At 47.8% G+C, this 22,436-nt stretch carries 22 protein-coding genes and 1 riboswitch; of the genes, 17 read left to right on the forward strand and 5 right to left on the reverse strand.

Features of this window, described 5'->3' with window-relative positions; all coding sequences use genetic code 11:
• Positions 1 to 75 precede the first annotated feature (75 nt).
• The 3 genes from QMA09_RS12750 to QMA09_RS12760 all read left to right on the forward strand — a co-directional run bounded on the left by QMA09_RS12750 (position 76) and on the right by QMA09_RS12760 (position 3,547).
• Positions 76 to 1,068 (forward strand): Gfo/Idh/MocA family protein, encoded by a 993-nt coding sequence (locus tag QMA09_RS12750; RefSeq protein WP_290213369.1) that lies wholly within the window; start codon positions 76 to 78, stop codon positions 1,066 to 1,068.
• 73 nt (positions 1,069 to 1,141) lie between these two features.
• Positions 1,142 to 2,338, forward strand: a complete 1,197-nt coding sequence (locus tag QMA09_RS12755; protein WP_290213370.1) for a cation:proton antiporter — start codon at positions 1,142 to 1,144, stop codon at positions 2,336 to 2,338.
• A gap of 159 nt (positions 2,339 to 2,497) precedes the next feature.
• Positions 2,498 to 3,547 (forward strand): lipid II:glycine glycyltransferase FemX, encoded by a 1,050-nt coding sequence (locus QMA09_RS12760; RefSeq protein ID WP_290213371.1) that lies wholly within the window; start codon positions 2,498 to 2,500, stop codon positions 3,545 to 3,547.
• A gap of 200 nt (positions 3,548 to 3,747) precedes the next feature.
• Here QMA09_RS12760 and pgeF read toward each other — a convergent pair whose 3' ends face one another.
• Together pgeF and QMA09_RS12770 are read right to left on the reverse strand one after the other, a co-directional pair.
• Positions 3,748 to 4,506 (reverse strand): peptidoglycan editing factor PgeF, encoded by a 759-nt coding sequence (gene pgeF / locus QMA09_RS12765; RefSeq protein ID WP_290213372.1) that lies wholly within the window; start codon positions 4,504 to 4,506, stop codon positions 3,748 to 3,750.
• A 108-nt stretch (positions 4,507 to 4,614) separates the two neighbouring features.
• Positions 4,615 to 5,064, reverse strand: a complete 450-nt coding sequence (locus tag QMA09_RS12770) for an SRPBCC family protein (RefSeq protein ID WP_290213373.1) — start codon at positions 5,062 to 5,064, stop codon at positions 4,615 to 4,617.
• Between the two features lie 185 nt (positions 5,065 to 5,249).
• Between QMA09_RS12770 and QMA09_RS12775 the strand changes: the two genes are divergently transcribed.
• Positions 5,250 to 6,035, forward strand: coding sequence for a nucleotidyltransferase domain-containing protein (locus tag QMA09_RS12775; RefSeq protein ID WP_290213374.1), 786 nt, complete (start codon positions 5,250 to 5,252; stop codon positions 6,033 to 6,035).
• Positions 6,036 to 6,073: 38 nt separating this feature from the next.
• On the opposite strand, the gene QMA09_RS12780 is transcribed toward QMA09_RS12775, so the two are convergent.
• Positions 6,074 to 8,755 carry a cation-translocating P-type ATPase gene (locus QMA09_RS12780; protein WP_290213375.1) on the reverse strand — a complete coding sequence of 894 codons (2,682 nt, stop codon included), beginning with the start codon at positions 8,753 to 8,755 and terminating at the stop codon, positions 6,074 to 6,076.
• Between the two features lie 215 nt (positions 8,756 to 8,970).
• Positions 8,971 to 9,152, forward strand: a riboswitch (Lysine riboswitch).
• Between the two features lie 132 nt (positions 9,153 to 9,284).
• Here QMA09_RS12780 and QMA09_RS12785 point away from each other — a divergent pair.
• The 3 genes from QMA09_RS12785 (at position 9,285) to QMA09_RS12795 (ending at position 11,726) form a co-directional block, all read left to right on the forward strand.
• A complete protein-coding gene (locus tag QMA09_RS12785; RefSeq protein WP_183736482.1) occupies positions 9,285 to 10,130 on the forward strand; it encodes a transporter substrate-binding domain-containing protein in 846 nt (281 codons plus the stop codon).
• A gap of 63 nt (positions 10,131 to 10,193) precedes the next feature.
• Positions 10,194 to 10,961, forward strand: a complete 768-nt coding sequence (locus tag QMA09_RS12790; RefSeq protein ID WP_135504627.1) for an amino acid ABC transporter permease — start codon at positions 10,194 to 10,196, stop codon at positions 10,959 to 10,961.
• A gap of 30 nt (positions 10,962 to 10,991) precedes the next feature.
• Positions 10,992 to 11,726: an amino acid ABC transporter ATP-binding protein gene (locus QMA09_RS12795; RefSeq protein ID WP_135504626.1), complete on the forward strand. Its 735-nt coding sequence runs from the start codon at positions 10,992 to 10,994 to the stop codon at positions 11,724 to 11,726.
• A 99-nt stretch (positions 11,727 to 11,825) separates the two neighbouring features.
• On the opposite strand, the gene QMA09_RS12800 is transcribed toward QMA09_RS12795, so the two are convergent.
• A complete protein-coding gene (locus tag QMA09_RS12800) occupies positions 11,826 to 12,893 on the reverse strand; it encodes a DctP family TRAP transporter solute-binding subunit (protein ID WP_416143757.1) in 1,068 nt (355 codons plus the stop codon).
• A 76-nt stretch (positions 12,894 to 12,969) separates the two neighbouring features.
• On the opposite strand from QMA09_RS12800, the gene QMA09_RS12805 reads away from it, so the two are divergent.
• The 8 genes from QMA09_RS12805 to QMA09_RS12840 all read left to right on the forward strand — a co-directional run bounded on the left by QMA09_RS12805 (position 12,970) and on the right by QMA09_RS12840 (position 19,372).
• Positions 12,970 to 14,568, forward strand: a complete 1,599-nt coding sequence (locus tag QMA09_RS12805; RefSeq protein WP_290213376.1) for an ATP-binding protein — start codon at positions 12,970 to 12,972, stop codon at positions 14,566 to 14,568.
• Positions 14,558 to 15,253 carry a response regulator gene (locus tag QMA09_RS12810; protein WP_290213378.1) on the forward strand — a complete coding sequence of 232 codons (696 nt, stop codon included), beginning with the start codon at positions 14,558 to 14,560 and terminating at the stop codon, positions 15,251 to 15,253. Before QMA09_RS12805 ends, QMA09_RS12810 begins: the two co-directional genes overlap by 11 nt.
• Before the next feature lie 120 nt (positions 15,254 to 15,373).
• Entirely contained in the window at positions 15,374 to 16,672 is a 1,299-nt protein-coding gene (dctP, locus tag QMA09_RS12815; RefSeq protein ID WP_135504623.1) for a C4-dicarboxylate transporter DctP, read from the forward strand.
• A gap of 197 nt (positions 16,673 to 16,869) precedes the next feature.
• Positions 16,870 to 17,205 (forward strand): zinc ribbon domain-containing protein YjdM, encoded by a 336-nt coding sequence (locus QMA09_RS12820; protein ID WP_135504621.1) that lies wholly within the window; start codon positions 16,870 to 16,872, stop codon positions 17,203 to 17,205.
• A 334-nt stretch (positions 17,206 to 17,539) separates the two neighbouring features.
• The gene (locus QMA09_RS12825; RefSeq protein WP_290213386.1) at positions 17,540 to 17,728 is read left to right on the forward strand and encodes a hypothetical protein; all 189 of its coding nucleotides are present in this window, start codon (positions 17,540 to 17,542) and stop codon (positions 17,726 to 17,728) included.
• An 86-nt stretch (positions 17,729 to 17,814) separates the two neighbouring features.
• Entirely contained in the window at positions 17,815 to 18,039 is a 225-nt protein-coding gene (locus QMA09_RS12830; protein WP_290213379.1) for a hypothetical protein, read from the forward strand.
• A gap of 105 nt (positions 18,040 to 18,144) precedes the next feature.
• A complete protein-coding gene (locus tag QMA09_RS12835) occupies positions 18,145 to 18,597 on the forward strand; it encodes a hypothetical protein (RefSeq protein ID WP_290213380.1) in 453 nt (150 codons plus the stop codon).
• A gap of 118 nt (positions 18,598 to 18,715) precedes the next feature.
• Complete coding sequence (locus tag QMA09_RS12840; RefSeq protein WP_290213381.1) at positions 18,716 to 19,372, forward strand: hypothetical protein; 657 nt, start codon at positions 18,716 to 18,718, stop codon at positions 19,370 to 19,372.
• Positions 19,373 to 19,467: 95 nt separating this feature from the next.
• Here QMA09_RS12840 and QMA09_RS12845 read toward each other — a convergent pair whose 3' ends face one another.
• Positions 19,468 to 19,818 (reverse strand): CPCC family cysteine-rich protein, encoded by a 351-nt coding sequence (locus QMA09_RS12845; RefSeq protein ID WP_290213382.1) that lies wholly within the window; start codon positions 19,816 to 19,818, stop codon positions 19,468 to 19,470.
• Between the two features lie 509 nt (positions 19,819 to 20,327).
• Between QMA09_RS12845 and QMA09_RS12850 the strand changes: the two genes are divergently transcribed.
• Both QMA09_RS12850 and QMA09_RS12855 read left to right on the forward strand, forming a co-directional pair.
• Positions 20,328 to 20,915, forward strand: coding sequence for a histidine phosphatase family protein (locus tag QMA09_RS12850; RefSeq protein ID WP_290213383.1), 588 nt, complete (start codon positions 20,328 to 20,330; stop codon positions 20,913 to 20,915).
• A 677-nt stretch (positions 20,916 to 21,592) separates the two neighbouring features.
• Positions 21,593 to 22,330: a GntR family transcriptional regulator gene (locus QMA09_RS12855; protein ID WP_290213384.1), complete on the forward strand. Its 738-nt coding sequence runs from the start codon at positions 21,593 to 21,595 to the stop codon at positions 22,328 to 22,330.
• Positions 22,331 to 22,436 lie beyond the last annotated feature (106 nt).

A 22,436-nucleotide genomic window follows, 5' to 3' on the forward strand; every position in this document is an offset into this window, starting at 1 on the left:
CGGCTTTTTTTGTGCGGAAAATAGTCTTTTTTTGACGCTCTTGGTATATGATATGAAGAAAAAAGGAGAGGTCATATGAAAAAAACAAATGTCTGTTTCATTGGAGCCGGCCTCCATTCGACGACGAATATTTACCCCGCAGCACTGGAAGCAGGGGCGGATATCCAAGCGATTGCGACACGCAGTTTCGAGCGGTCGCAAAAGACGCTTCAGCGGCTGGGGAGCGACGGCAATGCTTATGACGATTACCGGCGCATGCTGGAGGCAGAAGAATGTGCAGGCGTGGTGGTGGTTGCGCAGCCGGAAGACCATGCCGCGCTAGTGCTTGACTGCATCAACGCCGGCAAGAGTGTTTTCGTCGAAAAGCCGCTGGGAATGACCGAAGTGGAAGCGGCTGACATTGCAGCAGCTGCTGAGACAGCGGGCGTCCAAGTGATGGTCGGCTTCATGAAGCGCTACGCACCGATTTACCAGAAGCTGAAAGAAGTGATCGACGGCGGGTCGCTCGGAATGGCGCGTTCTTTCCAGGCGCGTTTTGCTGTCGACAGCACATTGTTTTGCGAAAATGACGAGCAGTTCATGAAATTCGCCGCCATCCACATGGTCGACCTCGTGCGGTTCCTGTTCGGCGAAGCGGTGGAAGTGAAAGGCTTCAAAAACAGCAGCAACGGGTTTATTTCACATAGCATTTCGCTGAAGTTTGAAACGGGCGTCGTCGGCAGCGTGTATTTCAGCGGCATGACCGCCTGGACGCGCGAAAGTGAGAATATCACGGTGACATTTGATGAAGGATTCGCGTTGGCGGATGAAATCAATGCGCTGACGATCCACAAATCCCAGCATCACGAAGAACAGCCATGGCAATCGATCGAAGAAGCGGACACCCATTACAAGCCGTCCGCAACGCCGATGTCCGGCGCTTACCGGGACCTGTACCTCCGCGGATTCGTTGGTGAAATGGCCCATTTCTTTGAATGCTGCCGAACGGGCGCGGCGCCGTTATCGAACGCGCAAGACAACGTCCGGACGATGGCATTGTGCGACCGGATTTTAGACAGCCTGGCGTAAAGTGTTTAGCCGGCAGCAAGAGTGGAATAAGGGAAGGGAGTAGAATTATCGATTCGGAAAGAGGCGCATTGCATTGATAACCCACCAAATTCTTTTGCTGTTGCTGATCGGCTATGTCGTCTATACAGTAGATTTGAAGAAAAAATATTTTCCAGTACCAGTGGTGTTGGTGCTGATCGGCCTTGGCCTGTCATTTATCCCTGCTTTCTCATCTGTAAACCTGTCGAAAGATACGATTTTCCACGTATTTCTGCCAGCCCTGCTTTTTGTGGGGGCCTATCAGTTTCCACTGAAGCAGCTTAAGGAAAACCTTGGGATCATTACGGCGCTGAGCACTCTCGGTTTGCTGGCGACGGCTGTATTGTCGGGGTTTTCCATCTATTGGGCCAGCAGCTTTTTCATGCCGCTGTCATTGGCTGGCGCCTTCTTGCTTGCGGCCATCCTCATACCGACCGATCCGGTTTCGGTGACTTCCATTTTGAAAGAAAGCACTGGAGCGGAAGGGATTGCCGATGTTGTCGAGGGGGAATCGATGGTGAACGATGGCACGAGCATCGTTCTTTTCACCATTTTCCTTGCGATGTACGAAACCGGCAATGGATTTTCAGCGGGCAAGTTCTTCGTGGAATTCTTAAGCGTTTCGCTTGGCGGAATTGCAAGCGGCCTTGTTCTGGGCTGGATTTTGAGCAAAATCATCCATTTCACACATCATAAGCAGTACCAGGTCATGCTGAGCATCATCACTGCGTATGGCGGCTTCTATGCCGCAGAAGCCATCGGCGTTTCGGGCGTTCTCGCTACAGTGGTCACCGGAATCATGCTTTCCTATGAAATCAGCCGCACCGCTGAAGCGCATGAAATCAAAGATTCCCTGGACGGGTTTTGGGACATTATTACGCCGACATTATTGTCCGTATTGTTCTTGTTGATCGGCATACGTGCAGCTTCGTATTTGGATTTTCCGGAATGGGGCTTTGCCGCTATCATCTTTATTTTGACGCTGATCGCCAGGTTCCTGATGCTCGGCGGTTTCATCTATGCGGTACCCGCTTGGAGAAACGAATTCACCAATGATTTCAAGACGATTTCCTTGATCACTTGGTCGGGCATCAAAGGCTCGATGTCCATTGCGCTGGTGCTGTGGCTGGAGAAAGGGGCTTCCGGTGAGGCCGGGCTGCTGGTTTCCTTGTCGTTTGCAGTCATCTTGATGTCGCTGGTCATCCAAAGCATCGGAATTTACCCATTAGCTAAATTAATGAAGAACACGTAAGATTGTCGGCCGAATTAAATTTCGGCCGATTTTTGCGTTTCATGCAAAAAAATTAAAACCCCTTTGCATTTTCACCTGAATTTCATTCGCAGTCTTTAAAGTAGGGAATAAGATCAGGTGAAGCAGCCGATGCCTTTTCAAAATCAGGGGGGTCATATTATGCAGGTGCAGGAAACAAGATTGCTGACAGTCATTGATGGTACAGACAATGTCCGCTGGAATAGCCTTTTGGCCGGATTTTCAAATACCGATATCTATTTCTCACATGAATATTTTATGAGCGCCCTGTTATTGGATGAAGGGGAGGCCATGTTGTTCGTTTTTGAAAATGCGGACGGCAAAATTGCATATCCAGTCATCAAACGGACGATTGCCAATGAAAGCGATTTGGAATTATACGATATCACGACACCCTACGGCTACGGAGGGCCGCTGATTTCTTGCAGCGGCAATGAGCAAGCACTGTTGGCGGAATTCCGGAAAGAATTCGGCGCTTACTGCCAGCGCCATCACATCGTTTCGGAATTTGCCCGGTTCCATCCACTATTGGGGAATCAGCAAGGTTTTGAAAATGACATGCAGATTTCCCACGTCAGCGATACAGTGGCCATCGACCTGCAGCAGGACGGCGATTTGCTGAGCCGCATCCCGGGCAAAAACCGCAACATGATCCGCAAAGCGATGAAGAACAACATCGAAATCAAAGAGATCAGTTCAGAGGATTACCTCGAAGAATTCATCTTGATGTATTACGACACGATGCGCCGCAATAACGCCACTCGCTACTATTTCTTCACAGAGGATTATTTCCGTAAAACCATCCGCCTGTTCGGACCTGACCTTCATTTCTTCGGCGCATTCCTCGAAGGCAAAATGATCGCAGCGACTTTGGTGTTGAGCCACGGTAAATTCATCCACTACCATTTATCCGGCTCGTTGACGCAATACCGGAACCTCGGCGCGAACAATTTACTGCTTTTCAAAATCGCCGAATGGGGCCAAGCGCGGGGCACGGAAGCATTTCATCTGGGCGGCGGTTATTCCGGACAGGACGACAGCCTGTACCGCTTCAAAAAGACATTCACTCAAGACGCGCCGCTGGCATTCCATATTGGGAAGAAAATCCACAATCCTGCGTTGTATCAAATGCTGTGTTTTGAAAAACAGAAAGATGAAAGCAGCGCATATTTCCCTTTGTACAGAGCTTGATTTAGAAAGGACGTCCTTGCCGGGGCGCCCTTTTTGCGTGCGGAACGTATTTGACGGCGAAGAGAAAGTATTTCGCTCAGCAAGGGAAGTAAATCCGGAATTTCCCAATTAAAACCCTCTATTTGCAACCCTTTTGATTCAATTCCATGAAAAAAGCGCTCCAGGTTTCACTGGAACGCCTGCTGCTATTCGAATGGACCTTATTTCTTCATAATAAACGCCATATGGCGGCCGGCTTGCCGGTCTTCGCGGTAAGAAAAGCCGGAAGGGTCCTGATAGGTGCAGATGCGGTCGACCGCGATGGCATCTGCGGGGATGCCGGCGAGTTCACATTGCTTTTTCACCACAAGCTGGTTGTCGATGTGGTATTTGCCGGTTTCTTCATTGAAATACGCAAAGCTGTCCGCATAGCCAAGCGCCTTGAACTTCAAATAGACATCTTCATCGACCTCGAACTTCTCCTGGCTCAAGGCAGGGCCGATCTGGATGCGGAAATCCTCCGGCCGGCATTGCTCCACTTCGATCAAGTGCTGGAATAATTTCAATGAAACCTCTTTGACCGTTCCTTGCCAGCCGGAATGTACCGCGCCGACAACGCCGGCCGATTCATTTGAAAACAAGAGCGGCACGCAATCGGCCGCAAAACTCGACAACACGATGCCCGGTTCGTATGTATAAAGCGCGTCCGTATCGGCTATCGCGCTCCCCAATTCTGTGGCACCGCGTCCTTTATCCGCCGTTTCGACGCGGTGAAAATTGGCGCTATGGGTTTGCTGGGCGCACACCAAATCATCCAAATTGCGGTTGAGCGAGGCAGCAAGGGCTGCCCGGTTTTCAACAATCACTGCAGGATCCTCGCACGCATGGAGCGCCATATTATTCGCTTCCGGTGCCGTTTCGTCCTTCATTGTGATGCCTGCAAGAAGCTTGCTGTCGTCCGTATAAAAAATCGATTTCATCTTCGCACCTCTTTTCAATGGATGTCCTTCTCTAAAATATAAAGCAGCAGCGCACATAAGCCAATCAAAAAAAGGAAAGCACGCTGTGCTGCGCACTCTCCTTTTACGCTAGTCCGAACTTTCGCAAATGGCTTTGATGTTTTCAAGCGTATGGGCAGCGGAGTTCCGGCTCAGGCGTTCGTAGATGATCCGGTCGGTGATTTTGCCGAACAAGTCATCTGGGATATAGCTTTCGATTTCAAAACTGAGCTCTGTGCCAGAGTCTCTCGTAACGTAATAGCTTGATTGCCGTGCGTTGAAGCTGCCGCTCATCATGCCGGTCCATTTTGCAGTCGTGTCGGTGATTTCACACTCCGTGACTTGAATGGTTTCCGGGAAATGCATGCCCATGATGGCATACTCGGCTTCAACGATGGTGCCGACCTCGCCGTTGCCGTCAATTTTTTTCGGGGACGCCAAGTTATTGTAGAAATGTGCCCAGTTTTCAGGATTGATGGTGTAGCGGAAAACTTTTTCAAGTGGAGCATTGATGAAGATGGTCTGTTTTGTATGAGCCATGCGTTCATTCGCCTCCTGGAGTAAAAGATGATTTCTGGTTCTATTATACAACGAAGAAATCATTAAACCGCTAATATATCGGAATATTTAAATAAAAAGAACTGTTGCTTTGATTGAGGAGCAATTTGGCATCCAGCAGCAAATCCATTATGCTAATCAAATAACAGGCGAAAGTGGTGGCGTGGATGGATGGAATCATACAGGAAAAGTTAAAAGAAATCGAAGAGCAATTCCAAGTAAAGGTGTTGTTTGCGGTTGAGTCCGGCAGCCGGGCATGGGGATTTCCGTCAACGGACAGCGATTACGACGTCCGGTTCGTCTACATCCATCAGCCGGAGTGGTATTTGGCGATCGACCCGCAAGGCATCGGCGACAAGCGCGATGTCATCGAGATGCCGATTAACGACATGCTCGACATCAGCGGATGGGAAATCACGAAAGCGTTGCGGCTGTTCCGGAAAAGCAACCCGCCATTTCTGGAGTGGATGTACAGCGAGATCCAGTATTACGAGGCCTATTCGTTCAAGGAGAAATTAAAAGGGCTGGAAGATGAAGTTTTTTTCCCGAACGCGAGCCTCTACCATTATTTGAACATGGCGAAAAGCAATTACCGAACCCACCTCAGCAAAGAACAGGTGAAGATCAAGAAATATTTTTACGCATTGCGTCCTGTGTTGGCAGCGGCTTGGATCAAAGAGCGCCAGACCATTCCGCCGATTGATTTTTACGACTTGATGGAAGCGCTTGTGCCCGATGGGAAGTTGAAAGAGGAAATCCTTGATTTGCTGGTGCGCAAGAAAGCGGGGGAAGAGCTGGACCTCGAGCATCGGATCCCGGCCATCCACCAATTCCTGGACAACGAAATCGAAGCGCTGGAAGCTTATGCAAAAACCTTGCCCCCGCGCATCGGCGACCCGACCGATAAGCTCGATTCCTTATTCAGAGAGACTTTGGAACAAGTCTGGAAATAATTACAGCCGAAAAGGCTGATCGGCTTGGAAAAAGCAGATCAGTCTTTTTTGGATTTGAAAAAGAACGTCCCGGCTAACAGGAATGTTGGCAGGGCGGCAAGGCCGAGAATCAAAGGCCAATCGGCCGCGGCCAAGGAAACGGTCCGGAAAAACGGCTGAAGCGGCGGCAGGTAGATGACGGCCAGCAACAACGCCACAGAAGACAGCACGGCGCCGATGAGGTATTTATTGCCGAAGGGATTGCGCGCAAAAATCGTTTTTTCGCTGCGGCAATCGAAAACATGGATGAGCTGCGCCATGACAAGTGTGGCGAAAGCGGTCGTCTGCGCATAAGGCAGGTCGGCCGGATTCCGCTCGTAGACAAAGAGGAACGCCGCCAAAGTGGCCGCGCCGATGAGGAAACCGCGGGAAAGGATCTTCCAGCCGAGGCCTCTGGCGAAGACGCCTTCAGCGGGATCGCGCGGTTTCTTTTTCATGACATCGTCTTCAGGGCGGTCGAGCCCGAGTGCCATTGCCGGCAGCCCGTCCGTCACGAGATTGACCCAAAGAATCTGAATCGGAACGAGCGGCAGCGGCAATGCGAGGATCATCGCAAACAGCATGACGAGGATTTCTCCGACATTGGACGCCAGCAGATAGCGGATGAATTTTCGGATATTATCATAAATATTGCGCCCTTCGACAATCGCCGCTTTGATGGTTGCAAAATTATCGTCGAGCAGGATAAGGGAAGCGGCTTCTTTTGCGACGTCTGTGCCGGTGATGCCCATCGCAACGCCGATATCCGCCGTCTTGAGGGCAGGCGCATCGTTGACGCCGTCGCCAGTCATGGCGACGACGCGGCCGTTTTGCTGCAGTGCCTGGACGATCCGCAGCTTGTGTTCGGGCGTGACCCGGGCGAACACGGAAGCCTTTTCCACGACTTCCTGCAGCTGTTCCGCCGACATCTCGTCCAGCTCTTTGCCTTCCACTGCAATGCCGTCCTCGCCGGAAATGTGTAGTTTTTCGGCAATCGCCAGCGCTGTTACCGCATGATCCCCGGTGATCATGATCGTGCGGATACCGGCGTTCCAGCATTCCTGTATGGCGGCTTTCACTTCCTCGCGCGGCGGATCGATCATCCCCTCGAGCCCGATGAACACGAGGTCCTTTTCAATTTCCTGCTCGGTAAAAATGTCTTTCTGAGGGGGCAGCGGTTTATAGGCAATCGCCATCGTGCGGAGCGCATTGCTGGCCATGCCAATTACCGCGCGTTCCACTTCGGCAGCCCGTTCAGCAGTGAGCGGCAGCTGCTGCGCGCCCCATCGAATCGAACCGCAGTGGGTGGCCAACAGATCAGGAGCCCCTTTTGTCACTGCGAGAAGCTGCCCGTTCCTGTCTTTGACAATGACGCTCATCATTTTGCGTTCAGAGTCAAAAGGCAGCTCCTGGACCACGGTGAAATTTTCCATGAGCCATTTTTCGCTTATGCCCGCTTTCATCGCGGCCACGACCATGGCGCCTTCGGTCGGATCTCCCTCGATGGCGTATTCCTTGTCTTTCTTAAAAACTTTCGCGTTATTGCATAACATCCCATATAAAAGGAGCTCATGCAGCGCAGGGACGCCTTGCAATTCGACGGGGGTGCCTGCTTCAAAAAAACGGCCATCCGGCTCGTACCCGGTTCCCTCGACCGTCCATTCCTGCCCGCCGCTCCATAAATGTGTAACGGTCATTTCGTTTTCAGTCATTGTGCCGGTCTTGTCCGAGCAAATGACAGAAGCGCTGCCCAGAATCTCAACAGCCGGCAGTTTACGGACCACTGCGTCTTTTTTGATCATCCGCTGGACGCCAATCGACAAGGCAATGGTGACGACAGCCGGCAGGCCTTCGGGAACCGCGGCGACAGCAAGCGACAAGCCCGCAAAAAAGATCGTGTAAAAATCGTTGCCGCGCCATACACCGATGGCAACGACTAACAGCGTCAGCAGCAAAGCGGCGATGATCAGGATTTTCCCGAGCTGCCCGAGCTTGCGCTGCAGCGGCGTATCCATCCCTTCGGACGCCTGCAAAAGCCCCGCAATCTGCCCGACTTCGGTGTTCATGCCGGTACTGACGGCCACCCCGACGCCGCTGCCTCTTGTCACCAATGTTCCCATGAACGCCATATTGCTGATGTCCGCCAGGTTCGGGTCGACAATCGCCAGCGATTCGGTCCGCTTCGCAGCGGGCATCGATTCACCGGTCAGTGCGGATTCCTCGATTTCCAGGCTGGCCGCTTCAATCAGCCGCACGTCCGCTCCGATGCGGTCGCCGCTGGAGAAACGTATTACATCACCCGGCACAATTTCGCGCGAAGGCAGGCGTGCCCATTTCTCGCTGCGCAGCACTTGGACTTGGGGAGCTGAAAGTTTTTTCAGCGCTTCCAGTGATTTTTCGGCTTTGCGGTCCTGATAGAAGCCTAGGGAGGCGTTGAGGATGACGATCAACACAATCGCAGCCGCGTCAATCCATTCGCCAAGGACGGAAGAGATAACGGCAGCGGCCAATAGCACCACAATCATCAAGTCCGTGAATTGGCTGAAGAAAGACAGGAGCAGGGACTGCTTTTTGGCTTCAGCCAATACATTGAAGCCGTGCTTGTCTTGGCGCAGCCGGGCTTCTTCAGCGCTTAATCCGTGCAACGGATCGGTTTTGACTGCCTCCAGCAATTGCGCCCGGTCCATCTCGTGAAAATCCATGGCCAACTCTCCCTCCGTTTTCTGGCGTTCAATGGATAACACCATCCTAAATAAATTGAATATTCGAATTAATTATAACAGCTCCAGATTCTATGGACAGCTTTGATTGATGGCAAGGTCCAGCAGTCGAGCGTGGAATGGAATTTAGGGCGGCGTTGACAGGAAAAAAGTAATAATGTAGACTATGAAAAACAAGTGAATATAACCTCACTTTCCGGTGAGGTAGAGGCGCGGGATTTATTAGTCCATAGAAGAGTTTGAGAAGCAAGGATGCTATGGAGAAGGAAAGACCGCCGAAGTTTGTAATAGTTCTCATTATTACTTGCTGGGTCTGCAGTGAACAATTGCAGGACTGCCGCATGGGACTCCCAGTCTGATGCGGTGTGCTATCTCGATACGGGAAAAGAGGATTTAGGGCAACTATGCATATAGCGATCTGAGTCTATCTCAGGTCTTTTTTTGTACATAGCTGCCCTTTTTGCTGTATTCAGAACTATTTTACAGAACACACGAGGGGGAGAATGAGAAGATGAAAAAGAAATCAGGGTTGATGTTAACGGCTATGCTGTCACTGGGTATGCTGCTTGCGGGATGTGGGTCGGAAGAAGGCGCATCGTCGGGCGGCGGTTCGAGTGAAGAAGGCAAGACATTTAAAGTAGGGATGGAAGCGGGCTACGCGCCGTTCAACTGGACGCAGAGCGATGATTCCAATGGCGCTGTGAAGATTTCCGGCAATGCGGAATATGCGGGCGGCTACGATGTGGAAATCGCGAAACAAATCGCGGAAGATCTCGGGATGGAACTGGAAATCGTCAAAACGGAATGGGACGGCTTGGTGCCGGCACTGAACTCCGGCAAGATTGATGCCATTGTTGCGGGCATGTCCCCGACAGCAGAACGCAAAGAAACCATCGACTTTTCCGATCATTATTACACATCGGAATTGGTGATGGTCGTGAAAAAAGGCGGCGAATTTGAAGGCGCGAGCACATTGGCAGATTTCAACGGCGCGAAAGTCACAGCGCAATTGAACACGTTCCATTACTCGGTCATCGACCAGATCGAAGGCGTATCCAAAGAAACGGCAATGGAAAGCTTCCCGGCAATGCGGGTTGCACTTGAGTCCGGCATAATCGACGGCTACGTTTCAGAGCGCCCGGAAGCGGTCAGTGCTTCCGCTGCCAACGAAAACTTTGCAATGGTGGAATTCACGGACGGCTTTGAAACGTCAGAAGACGACACAGCGGTTGCAGTCGGCTTGGAAAAAGGCAGTGAGTTCACGGAGCAGATCAACGAAACATTGGCTGGCATCTCGGAAGAGCAGCGCCAGGAAATCATGGATACAGCGATCCAAAACCAACCAGCTGCCCAATAAAGCTTAGGCGGTGCCGGCTGCAGCTAAATGCAGCCGGCTTTAAATTTTTTTAGGAGGAAAACCATGAGTCTTGAATGGGTTATCACGATACTTACAAACAACTGGCCGATGTTCCTGCGCGGAGCCGGCATGACGCTGCTGATTTCCATCATCGGCACGCTGATCGGCGCCGCTATCGGGTTGATCATCGGCATCGTCAACACCATTCCGATGCCGGAGCGCGGCGTGAAGCGCCTGTTCCAGAAAACGATCAATTTCCTGCTGTCCGCGTATGTGGAATTTTTCCGCGGCACGCCGATGATCGTACAGGCGATGGTCATTTTCTACGGCTCGGCGATGGCGTTCGGCATTGATATGGATGTCTTTACGGCGGCGATATTCATCGTCTCGATCAATACCGGCGCATACATGGCAGAGATTGTCCGCGGCGGCATCATTTCGGTCGACAAAGGACAGTTCGAAGCGGCACAGGCAATCGGCATGAACCATTTCCAGACGATGATGAATGTCGTCATGCCGCAGGTCGTGCGCAACATCCTGCCGGCAACCGGCAACCAATTCGTCATTAACATCAAGGATACGGCCGTATTGAACGTCATCGGTGTGACGGAATTATTTTTCCAGACCAAATCGGTGTCGGGCAATAATTTCCGGTATTTCGAATCGTTCTTCATTGCCTGCGTCTTGTACTTTGTCATGACGTTCACCATCACATTGCTGCTGCGCAAGCTTGAGCGCAAGATGGCGGGGCCGTCCAATTACAGCATGATCGGCGGACTGCCGATGCAAGTGGTCACTCCGGAAGACACGGAGCACAAAATCAAAGAATAAGAAATCCGCAGAAGCAGAAGAGGAGACCTTATGGAAAAAGTAATTGAAATCCAGCATTTAAGCAAATCCTTCGGAACGAATGAAGTGTTGAAAGATATCGATTTCTCTGTCAGCAAAGGGGAAGTGGTATGCGTCATCGGGTCCTCGGGATCCGGGAAATCGACGCTGCTCCGCTGCGTCAACCTGCTCGAAAAACCGAGCGGCGGCAAGATCATCTACAACGGAAAAAATATTCTCGATGCCCATCATAACATCCATTCCTACCGCACGAAGCTCGGCATGGTGTTCCAGCAATTCAATTTGTTCAACAACCACAACGTCCTGAACAATTGCGTCGTCGGGCAGATCAAGGTGCTGAAGCGCAAACGGCAGGACGCCGAAAAGACCGCGAAGAAATTCCTGCACGTCGTGGGCATGGACCAATACGTCAACGCGAAGCCGGAACAGCTTTCCGGAGGCCAGAAACAGCGTGTGGCGATTGCGCGCGCGTTGTCGATGGAGCCCGAGGTCATGCTGTTCGACGAGCCGACTTCGGCACTTGATCCGGAAATGGTCGGTGAAGTGCTGAAAGTCATGAAAGACTTAGCAAAAAGCGGGCTGACGATGCTCATTGTCACGCACGAAATGGAATTCGCTAAAGAAGTCGCAGACCGGGTCGTCTTTATGGACAAAGGCGTCATTGTGGAAGAAGGGCCGCCGGAACAGATTTTCAACCATCCGAAGAAAGAGCGGACCCAGGAGTTTTTGAAACGGACGCTTCGCTAAACCGTTCCAGCCTATCGTTAACACCGAGAACAAAGGCAAAACCCGCAGGGCAGAGAGGTTCAAGAGCCTCTCTGGCTGCGGGTTTTATTGTGCATGCGTTTACTGGTTTTCCAGGTGTTTCTTCTGAAGTGCAGCCAGTTCCTGCAACAAGCCGGCTCCGATCGCATCGGCGTATTCGGCATAAACCGGCGCCAATTTCTCTTCCCATTCGAGCTTGTCCTTTTCGGAAAGTTCATGTATGCGGATAGCCGATTTTTCTTTAATGAGCTGCAGTTGTTCCGACTCGAGCTTTTGCGCATTTTCATCGTTCCAGGCAGTGGTTTCGTTCATCGCTTCCAGCAAAATCCGCTGCGTCTGATCCGTTTGCTGGTTCCATACATCTTGGTCCATCATGACGGCATAACCCAAATAACCATGGTTCGTGATTGTCATATGGTCCTGGACAGTATAGAATTTCTTCGAGTAGATATTGGAAATGGTGTTTTCTTCGCCGTCCACTTCACCCGCTTCGATCAGGTTGTAAGTGAAGTTGAAGGATTCCTGCTTGGCCGTTGCGCCGAGCAGGTTGAATTGGGATTGGATGATGTCGTTTTGCATGATCCGGAACGTTTGCCGGGCCAGGTCTTCCGGCTTTTCGATGGGCCCTTTATTGCTGGTCAATTGCTTAAATCCGCTGGGCCAATGGGCGAGCCCCTTAAGCCCGTCCGCTTCGAGCGATTTCAGCAGCTCATCCCCAATCGGCCCATGGACGCCTTCGGTGATGGCAGCATAAGAAGTAAAGGCGTAAGGCAGATCCAACACGCCCCATTTCTCGGACAGCCTCGTGAGTTTGGAGGTCGAAGGGGCGATCATCTGGACTTGCCCGTCTTTTAAGGCATTGATTTCTTCAATATCCGAATACAGGCTGCCGTTCGGAAAAACGACGATTTGGATGGCGCCATCTGATTTTTCATAAACCAGTTCGGCGAATTTGTCCGCCGCCTGTCCTTTTGGCGTGTTCTCGGCGACCACATGGCTGAATTTAAAAACAATCTGGCCGCTCAGCCCTTCCTGGTCGTCATCATAAGGCAAAGTCTCCGCTTCGGATGAAATGCGCTGGAAGACCATCAAGGCAATAGCCGCCATGCCAATCAATAAAAGCAGCGCGTATTTATAAGTTTTGTTCACAATTGGCCTCCTCATAAATCCATACCATAAGCATAATCACAAGCCCGTTATCCGTAAAGCGAAAGGAGGGCGGAAGATGAAACAGCTTCCCATCCGGTGGAAAATCATGATCCTGTCCTATGCCGTGGTGATTTTTTCGCTGTTGATCGGCGGACTTGTCATTGCGGTCAATATCCAGCAGACCGAAGAGCGGGAACTCCGGCTGCGGTCGATGAACACGGCGCGGACAGTCGCTGAATTGTCCGATATCAAATCGGCTATCAACCAGCCCAAAGGCTGGAAAGAGATCAATCCAGTCGTCGAAGAAATCCGGACCATCAACGAAGCCGATTACATCGTCGTCATGAACATGGAGAAAATCCGCTATTCCCACCCGGTCCCGGACATGCTCGGCACCATTTCGGAAGGCACGGACGAAGAGCCTTCTTTTGCGGAACATACGTATTTCTCGAAAGCGAAAGGGGAACTCGGCACCGTCATCCGGGCATTCGTGCCGATAAAAGACAGCGAGTTGAACCAGACCGGAGTAGTCGTGGTCGGCAACCGCATCCCGAGCGTCCTCGACATCATGTCGGGCCTGTCAAAAGAAATCCTGTTCATCGTCGTCGTGACGCTGCTGTTCGGGCTGCTCGGCTCGATCCTGCTGGCAAACCACATCAAAAAGCAGATGTTCCAGCTGGAACCGTTTGAAATCAAACGGATGCACGAAGAGCGGACGGCGACGTTCCATTCGATGAACGAAGGCGTCATCGCCATCGACAGCAGCGAAATCATCACGGTATTCAACGAAAAGGCGAAAAAGATCTTTAATGTCACGGGCGAATTTGTCGGCCGCCCGATCCGTTCGGTCTTAAAAGACACCCGTCTGCCGGAAATCGTCGAAAAAAACGAGGCGGTTTACAACGAAGAAATCAAAGTCAGCGGCAAAGTCATCGTCAGCAACCGCATCCCGATCTGGAAAGACGATGAGCTGATCGGAGCCGTCGCTATTTTCCAGGACCGAACGGAAGTGGCGAAACTGGCAGAAGAACTGACCGGCGTCAAAAACTTCGTGGACGCACTGCGCGTGCAAAGCCACGAACACATGAACAAATTGCATACCATCGCAGGTTTGATTCAGCTCGGCAAACCGCAAAAAGCGCTGCAGCTGGCTCACCACGCAGCTGAAGAACAGGAATTGTCCGCTTATTTCCTCAATGAAAAAATCAGGAACGATGCCATTGCAGGCCTTCTGCTCAGCAAAGTGAAAAGGGGGAAAGAGCTGGGAATCGACGTCGCCATTGACGCCAATAGCCGTTTTACCGATTTTCCGCCGGGATCTGACCAGCATGATTTCGTGGTGGTGCTCGGCAATTTGATTGAAAACGCGTTCGGGTCGTTTGAAGGCACCGACAAAGACGCGAAGCGCATCGATATCAGCATTGAACAATCGCCCAGCATTTGCGCGATTCTGGTGGAAGACAACGGCTCCGGGATCCCGGAAACGCATATGCCCAAGATCTACGAAAAAGGATTCACGGCCAATAAAATAACAGGCACCGGCTATGGCCTGTATTTGGTGAAACAGATTGTCGACAAAGCAAGAGGAACGATTAGCGTCTCTTCCCAGCACGGGGAAGGGACATCGTTCATAATCGATTTCCCGATGGAGGAGGATGAACCGCATGGCAATTGATGAAGGATTTACTGTGTTATTGATCGAAGACGATCCGATGGTCAGGGAAGTGAACAAGGAATTTATCGAAAGCGTCAAAGGCTTCCGCGTGCTCGCGGTTGCGGACAACGGCGAAGAAGGCCTACAACTGGCGAAAGAGCTGGAGCCGGATTTGGTAATCCTTGACATCTTCATGCCGAAAAAAGACGGCATCAAGGTGCTGCGGGAATTTCGCAAACAGAAAATTGAAGTGGACACGATTGTCGTTTCAGCGGCGAAAGACAGCGACACCATTAAATTGATGCTGCAGAACGGTGCGATGGATTACATCATCAAGCCGTTCAAGCTGCACCGCATCCAGCTGGCATTAGAGAAATACCAGGCATACCGCGCCAGCTTCAACCGGTCGGAAACCGTGTCCCAAGAACAATTGGATGTCTTGCTGCACGCAGGACCGGCGAAAAAAGTGGAGACGGGTTTATTGCCAAAAGGCTTGAATGAGTTTACGTTGAACGAAATCATCGTCACCATCCGAGCACAGGAAGTGCCGCGGTCAGCCGAAGAAGTGGCGAGTGCGATCGGCATTGCCCGGGTCACGGCGCGCCGCTATTTGGATTACCTGGAGAAAAGCGGCGTCATTGCGCTGGATGTCCAATACGGTGGAGTCGGCCGGCCGGTCAACCGCTATGTCTACAACCCCGAGTAAAGTGAGACCAAAAAGACCAAAACAGCCATTATGACCATAAACTTCTCCTCTCTCACTGAAAGCGTTATCATTTTGAAAGAATCAGAAAATGAAGCGACATTCAATTGAGGAGGAGAGCATATGAAAAAGCAAATATACAAGAACCTGACATTCCAGGTACTGGCCGCAATCGCCCTTGGCGTCTTGGTCGGGCTGGTATGGCCGAACATCGGCAAGGAAATGAAGCCGGTCGGCGATACGTTCATCAACGCGGTGAAAATGGTCATCGCGCCGATCATCTTCCTGACCATCGTTCTCGGCATTGCAAAAATGGGCGATATGAAAAAAGTCGGCAAAGTCGGCGGGAAAGCATTCCTTTATTTTGAAGTGGTCACGACGCTGGCGTTGGTCATCGGACTGATCGTGGTCAACGTAATCAAACCGGGTGCTGGACTCGATTTCAGCAAACTTGAAAAAGGGGACGTGTCCCAGTACACCGAAACCGGCGCACAAGGCATCAACTGGATCGAATTCGTTACCCACATCGTACCGTCCAATATGGTCGATGCGTTCGCTAAAGGCGACATTCTGCAAGTGCTTTTCTTCTCTGTGCTGTTCGGTGTGGCGCTTGCTACGCTTGGGGAAAAAGGGAAATCGATCATCGATTTGCTGGACAAGCTGTCATTGGTATTCTTCAAAATCATCGGCTTTGTCATGAAAGCTGCGCCGATTGGTGCATTTGCCGCAATGGCCTACACGATCGGGCATTTCGGGCTGACGTCGCTGGTGCCATTGGCGAAATTGATGTTTTCCGTTTACACGACAATGTTCATCTTCATCTTTGTCGTCTTGAACTTGATCTGCAAAATGTACGGATTCAGCTTATGGAAATACTTGAAATTCATCAAAGAAGAAATCCTCATCGTTTTGGGCACGAGCTCTTCGGAATCGGTGCTGCCGCGCATGATGGATAAAATGGAGCGCTACGGTGCTTCGAAATCGGTTGTCGGACTGGTCATTCCGACGGGCTATTCGTTCAACTTGGACGGCACATCGATTTACCTGTCGATGGCAGTGGTATTCCTGGCGCAAGTATTCGGCGTCGATTTGTCGATCGCCCAGCAAATCACCATCATTTTGGTGTTGATGCTGACGTCTAAAGGCGCAGCGGGTGTGACGGGAAGCGGCTTTATCGTTCTTGCGTCGACATTGTCCGCGCTGCAGGTCATTCCTCTTGAAGGCCTGGCATTGCTATTGGGTGTTGACCGCTTCATGAGTGAAGGGCGCGCAATTGTTAACTTGATCGGCAACGGCATCGCGACGATCGTCGTAGCGAAAAGCGTCGGTGAATTTGACGAAACGAAACGCGAAGAAGCCTTCACGGAAATGGTCAAACGGAAAAAGCTGGGCACAGCGGTTGCGGCGAATTCAGAAAGCTGAAAATCCAAAACCTTATGCACAAGAATTTCAAACGGCAGGCGTCTCCGGGAAACCGGGAGGCCTGCCGTTTTTTCATTGATCTGATCGAATGGGGGAACGACGGTATTTAAGAAGCAGCTGCGAAAACAACGGCTGGCGTGATAGGATAGAAGAAACTACTTAGCGAGCGGTTTCAACAACGAATGGAGGAAACAAAGATGGAAACATTGCCAAATTGCCCTGAATGCAAGTCAGCCTATACGTATGAGGATGGAAACCTGCTGGTGTGCCCGGAATGCGGCCACGAATGGACACTTGCAGAGGAAGCGGAAGAAACAGCGAAAGTCGTGCGCGATGCAAACGGCAACATTCTCGCTGACGGCGATTCCGTCACCGTCATCAAAGACCTGAAAGTGAAAGGCACGTCATCAGTGCTGAAAATCGGCACCAAAGCCAAAAACATCAAACTTGTCGAAGGCGACCACGACATCGATTGCAAAATTGACGGCTTCGGACCGATGAAACTGAAATCGGAATTCGTCAAAAAAGGCTGAAGTTGTTCCACATGAAACGGACATACTTATAAAATGAAAGAGCCGGCTGCCGAGAAAATTCGGCAGCTTCTTTTGGTTGCGCTGCGGCTAGTTTTTCTATGGACTTCCTTGTTTGATGAGAGGGATTGGTCGTAAATGTGCAGCAAAAATCGCGAACGTTTGTAAAGTGTTATGGCACATTTACGAACGTTCTTTTTTTGGGTTTTTGGCTGTTTTTAGAGCATTCGGAAAGGTGTACTTTTACGAACGCTTTTTTAGCGAGAAATAATTTATCGACTTCTATCTATAAAACTCAAGAATGGTAAAATAAGTATTATAAAGAAGAGACACAAAAATGAAAGTGAAGGTAAATAGTAGAATGCCACATCCATATGAAAAATATGAAAATACAGAGCTATGGAAAAAAATAGATCAGGCACTAGATGAGTTAGTTGAAAATCAGGACATCAAAGAAATAACAAAGAGAGAATACATTGTCGTATATATCTGCAAGAAGCTCATAGAAACGAAAGAACTGAAATAACATAGAATATCAAGGATCTGAATGTAACTTATGTGCAGTTAAGTTACATTCAAACCAGTCTATAATTAAGGAAAAGAGACAAGAACATGAAAAAAGATTTTTTAAAACAAGAGAAATGGATGATATCACTTTTTCTTCTTGCAATGACAATTGGATATGTTTCAAGTGTCATTTTGATTGGTGGTCCTGTGACATATTCAGCCCCTATTGGTTCATTAACATGGTTTCTTCTGTTTGAATCATGGAATTACAGACGCTTTAAAAAGGAATGGAAAAGCAAGAAATATAGCGATACTTTTAGGGAATATTAATGCCTGACCAGAATGTAACTTATTGTGAATTAAGTTACATTCGTTTGTTGTATATCAGCAGCTTCGATAAATCAGATAAGGGTTGTTAAATAGGAGGCTGGAAGAGTGTTTAAAAGAATTATAGGAGTTTTTCTTAGCGCAGTTATACTGGGATTAGGGGTTGCTGTGTTAAATTATGTCTCACTAAACCAGAGAGAATCTGATGTGTATTATTTAGGTGAAGGAGTTTACTTTATTTTAACTCTATGGGTTTATCTACTCTTCTACCTAGTGGTGGTCGTTCCTTCTTCTTGGATAATAGACAGATGCAGAAAACGTTTTAAAAAAACTACAATTACTAATCAATATTTTATTGGGTTAGCCCTTTACTCTCTTGCAGGTTTATTTTTAGGAACAGCTTATAATTTGCTAATGGGATCAACGCAAAATTACTTGAATAATTTTATTGAAACACTAGCATTCTGGTTTATAGCGCTATTTCTTTATTTCCAAGTTTTATGGGTTCTTGAAAGAGGTTTTTTAGAAAAAATACTAAAGCGTGAAAAATCAGTTCTGTAATTCCTTCAACTAAAAATATAAAACTGAATGTAACTTAATCCTAATTAAGTTACATTCGTTTCTGAAGTTTATTGGTCACGCCAGAATATAAATAATCGAACGAGAAGTCGGTGAGAATATGGTTGATGAAGAATTACAAAAACAGATTACCGCATTGGTGATGGAAGGGAAAATGGAGACAGCTGAACGTCTATTGATCGACTACGTCGAGCAGAATCCCTATGATATCGAGGGGTGGAATCGATTGATTATGCTGGAAGCATTAGCTCCATTTGAGGATTATGAACAAGCCGCTGACTTTGCTCAGGACGCCTTGTATTACCACCCAACCAATCTGCTTTACTTTATCCTGATTCTTTCTTTTACTCCCTGGTACCGAGGAGAACTGGATGACGAACTCGTGGAGCAAGCCGAAGAAGTGCAGCACAAAGCAGATCCGGAAATAGCATCCATTATTTCACTGCTGCTTGCCGACCACTATCAGAGCAAGGATAAGGCTCATTACGAATTCTTATTAAAACGGTCAATCCAGGACTACCCGTATATTGTTAGAAACTACACAGATTTAGGCCAGCATTATATGGGATATGGAAAAAAAGAACTGGGGAAGGCATTGGTCAAAAAAGGCTTCGCCAATGTAAAATTCGTCTACATAGAGGGTGTAGACAACAACCATGACGATCTGGATATTATCCGGTACATCAATGAAATGATAACGGGAGTCTTTACTACTGAATACAGTTATCGTGACTTAGAGAACTTGTTGCAGAAGTAAGCTGACCATGTTTGAACGACTTTTACTAATTCTGAATGTAACTTAATTGCAAGTAAGTTACATTCAGAATTAAGAATAGAGCTAAGAAACTAATCCTATCCTTGCAAATTCAAACTCTGTTCTAACTTCACAATTTTGTCCCACTTAATCGTTTCAGTTTCTTCGTTATTTATATTTAGGGTTTCATAGGCCACCATCAACATTCTTTTTTTCTCTATAACTGCTGGGGTCAGGTCTTTTGTTTTTTTCCGGTACATGGTTAAATGCGCTTCAAAATTCCTCCGGGCCCCTGCTAATGAGTAATCTCCATTCGGACCTCCATCAATTTTTTCGGGATCGAGTTCATTGTAACTTCCGTCCTCCCAATCACACAGTATACAAATTTCGTCATAAGATCTTTTTTCTAAAGTTGGATAGGCGCAGCATGGACAAATTTCTCTCATCATTTAGAAGCTCCTTTGTTAGAAAATTTCTTGATTTTACCACTATTATCTTTATATTAAAGGATTGAAATAAAAAAAGAATAATAGAGAAAATGCCTTTCCGGTTATTAGCGGAAAGGCATTTATGTATTTTCTTGACGAGCATTGAACTGGCTTAGCAGAAAAAACTGGCGGGATACCAATTATAATTTACAATATCGTGTTCCAAGCTTCGTAAGATCTTATTTAAAAAGAATTAGATTCGCATATCAGCAGTTAAGTTAACAGAAGCTGCACAAATAGAAAGGGAGAGAGGATGCTGATTAAAGTTATCTTCTCTCTTTTTTGTGTGAAAGTTTACTTTTACTTAAGGTTATCTTAATTGTCGTCAATTCTTAGAAACATTTAATGAATTGAACTCGTTATTATAAATGACAAGGACTTTCCATCTATTGGAATCTAGTTTAGTAAGAAGTGAAGCAAGAAAATAGCTCATTTTGAAGTCTAAAATAAAAATAGGGGGGATTTATATTTTGAGTACATTTATTTATATGGTTAGACATGGTGAGTCTCCAAAAGAGGGGAATGAGAGAACAAGAGGATTAACGGAAAAAGGACAAACAAATGCTCATCAAATAGCTGAAATATTGAAAGCTGAAGAAATTGATGTTGTTGTTTCAAGCCCATACATACGCTCGGTATTAACAGTTGAAAAATTGGCTCATCAAATAGGTAAGGAGGTTTTAGTATTTGAAGACTTAAAAGAAAGAAGATTTTCTTCGGAAGACAATCGAGTCTCAGATAAGGAATTGCTTCCACTTTTGGAAAGGTCGTTTTTAGAGCCAAATTATGCTTTAGGGGGAGGGGAGTCAAATGTTGAGTGTCAAAAAAGGGCTGTAAAAGTTTTAAAAGAACTTTTAACTACCTATGAAGAGAAAAAGGTTGTAATAGGTACGCACGGAGCCGTAATGACTTTAATGATGGGCTTTTATGACGAAAAATACGACCTGAATTTTTTATATAATACATCAAAACCTGATATCTATAAAATGGAATTCAGCAGGCATGAATTAGTGGATGTTCAAAGATTATGGAGTGAAAGTATGGGAGCTGATCATTAAAACAACGTTACTATACTTCCAGTGATAATCTAAATCCAGACTTTTAAAACTTATAGAAAGATGTGATGAAATGGGATTTTGGTATATATTATTACTTTTAATAGGTATTTCTTTTCTTGTAATAGGTGCTTTAAAGAAAGAAGTTTCGCTTGCTACTAAGATGGTCATACTACTGTTCGTACTTGGTGTCTTCTTTATTGTAGGCTCACTATTTATGCTTATGCCCGGTAGCGATGAAATCATTTCTGAACTCTTAGAGCTAAACTAGTAGGAAGCAAGTTAATATATGACCATATTATCAGAAGATGCTAACTAAAATAGGGAGTAATGAGGCTAAGAAAAACGCTTGATTACTCCATTTTTTTCTGCAAACCTATACTATTAGAAGGGTCTTATTTTTCAAAATGTTATAGCTTTAAATAATTTTAGGATTCAAGCCCAACGAAGATATGCCGTCGCAGAACTTGGAGGAATAATTGTAATGGAAGTTCGACAAGGAGAAGGTTAATAGGAAACTCACTCTTTGCTGCTAAAGAAGATTTCATCTCGAAAAGTTCTCCCTCAAGCGTTAGATTACAACAAGGGATTTGCGTGTAAAACCCCGCTCATCCAGGTGGAAATCTGCTATAATTCAGTTAATATCGGCGACTTTAATAAATTGAAATTTGGTGGATAGCATGAAGCAAAAAGAGAAGCGAAGCAGTGATCACAGTGCTTTAAAGAAAACCTTATTGCAATACAAAGAAGAAGCAAACGAAGACCGTTTGCCGCAGCAGGCTTATATCATTATTCAACAAGCGATTCGAAATCTGCAGCTTCAACCCAATGAGGCTTTTTTAGAACGGGAAATTATCGACATGCTGGAAATGAGCCGGACGCCCGTTCGCGAAGCGTTGATTCGATTGGAGATGGATCGCTGGATTCGGTTGACCCCTCGAAAAGGCTTTAGTGTGGAACCAATCATCAAAGAAAACATCGAGCAAATTTGTCAAATAGCTGAAGCGCTGGATGGCGTGGCTGCGGAGTTAGCCACTTTGAATATGGAGGAAAAACAGCTCGACATGCTGGATTCCCTTATTGCGCGCCAGGAAAAATGCCTGGATGAAAATAATTTAGAGGCTTATTTAGATGCAGATAACCAATTTCATCATTTGATCGTTGAGTATTCGCGGAATGAGCGGCTGCAAAATATCATGGACAGCCATTCGGATCAATTGTACCGGGCTCGCTTATTCACCATTAATGAGCGAAAGCTTCCTGTCCGGTCCATCAAGGAACATAAGGCAATCGTAGCTGCCATGCGAGCCGAGGACAGCAAAGCAGCGCAGCTTCTCATGCATTCCCACAGGCATCGCGGCGGACAGGAAATCTTGCGGATTATCGAAAGCAAGCCAATAAATAAGCAGGGAAAATAGTACAAGACGTTTCTGGACAAGAAGCGTCTTAGGTAGTAGGTAAATAAATATTTATGTTATTTAAAGAATCAAAAGTCATGTCATTTTAGGTATACAGGATTCTGCG

It is taken from the genome of Planococcus sp. APC 3906, assembly GCF_030407685.1.
In the GTDB taxonomy this organism is placed as follows: domain Bacteria; phylum Bacillota; class Bacilli; order Bacillales_A; family Planococcaceae; genus Planococcus; species Planococcus koreensis.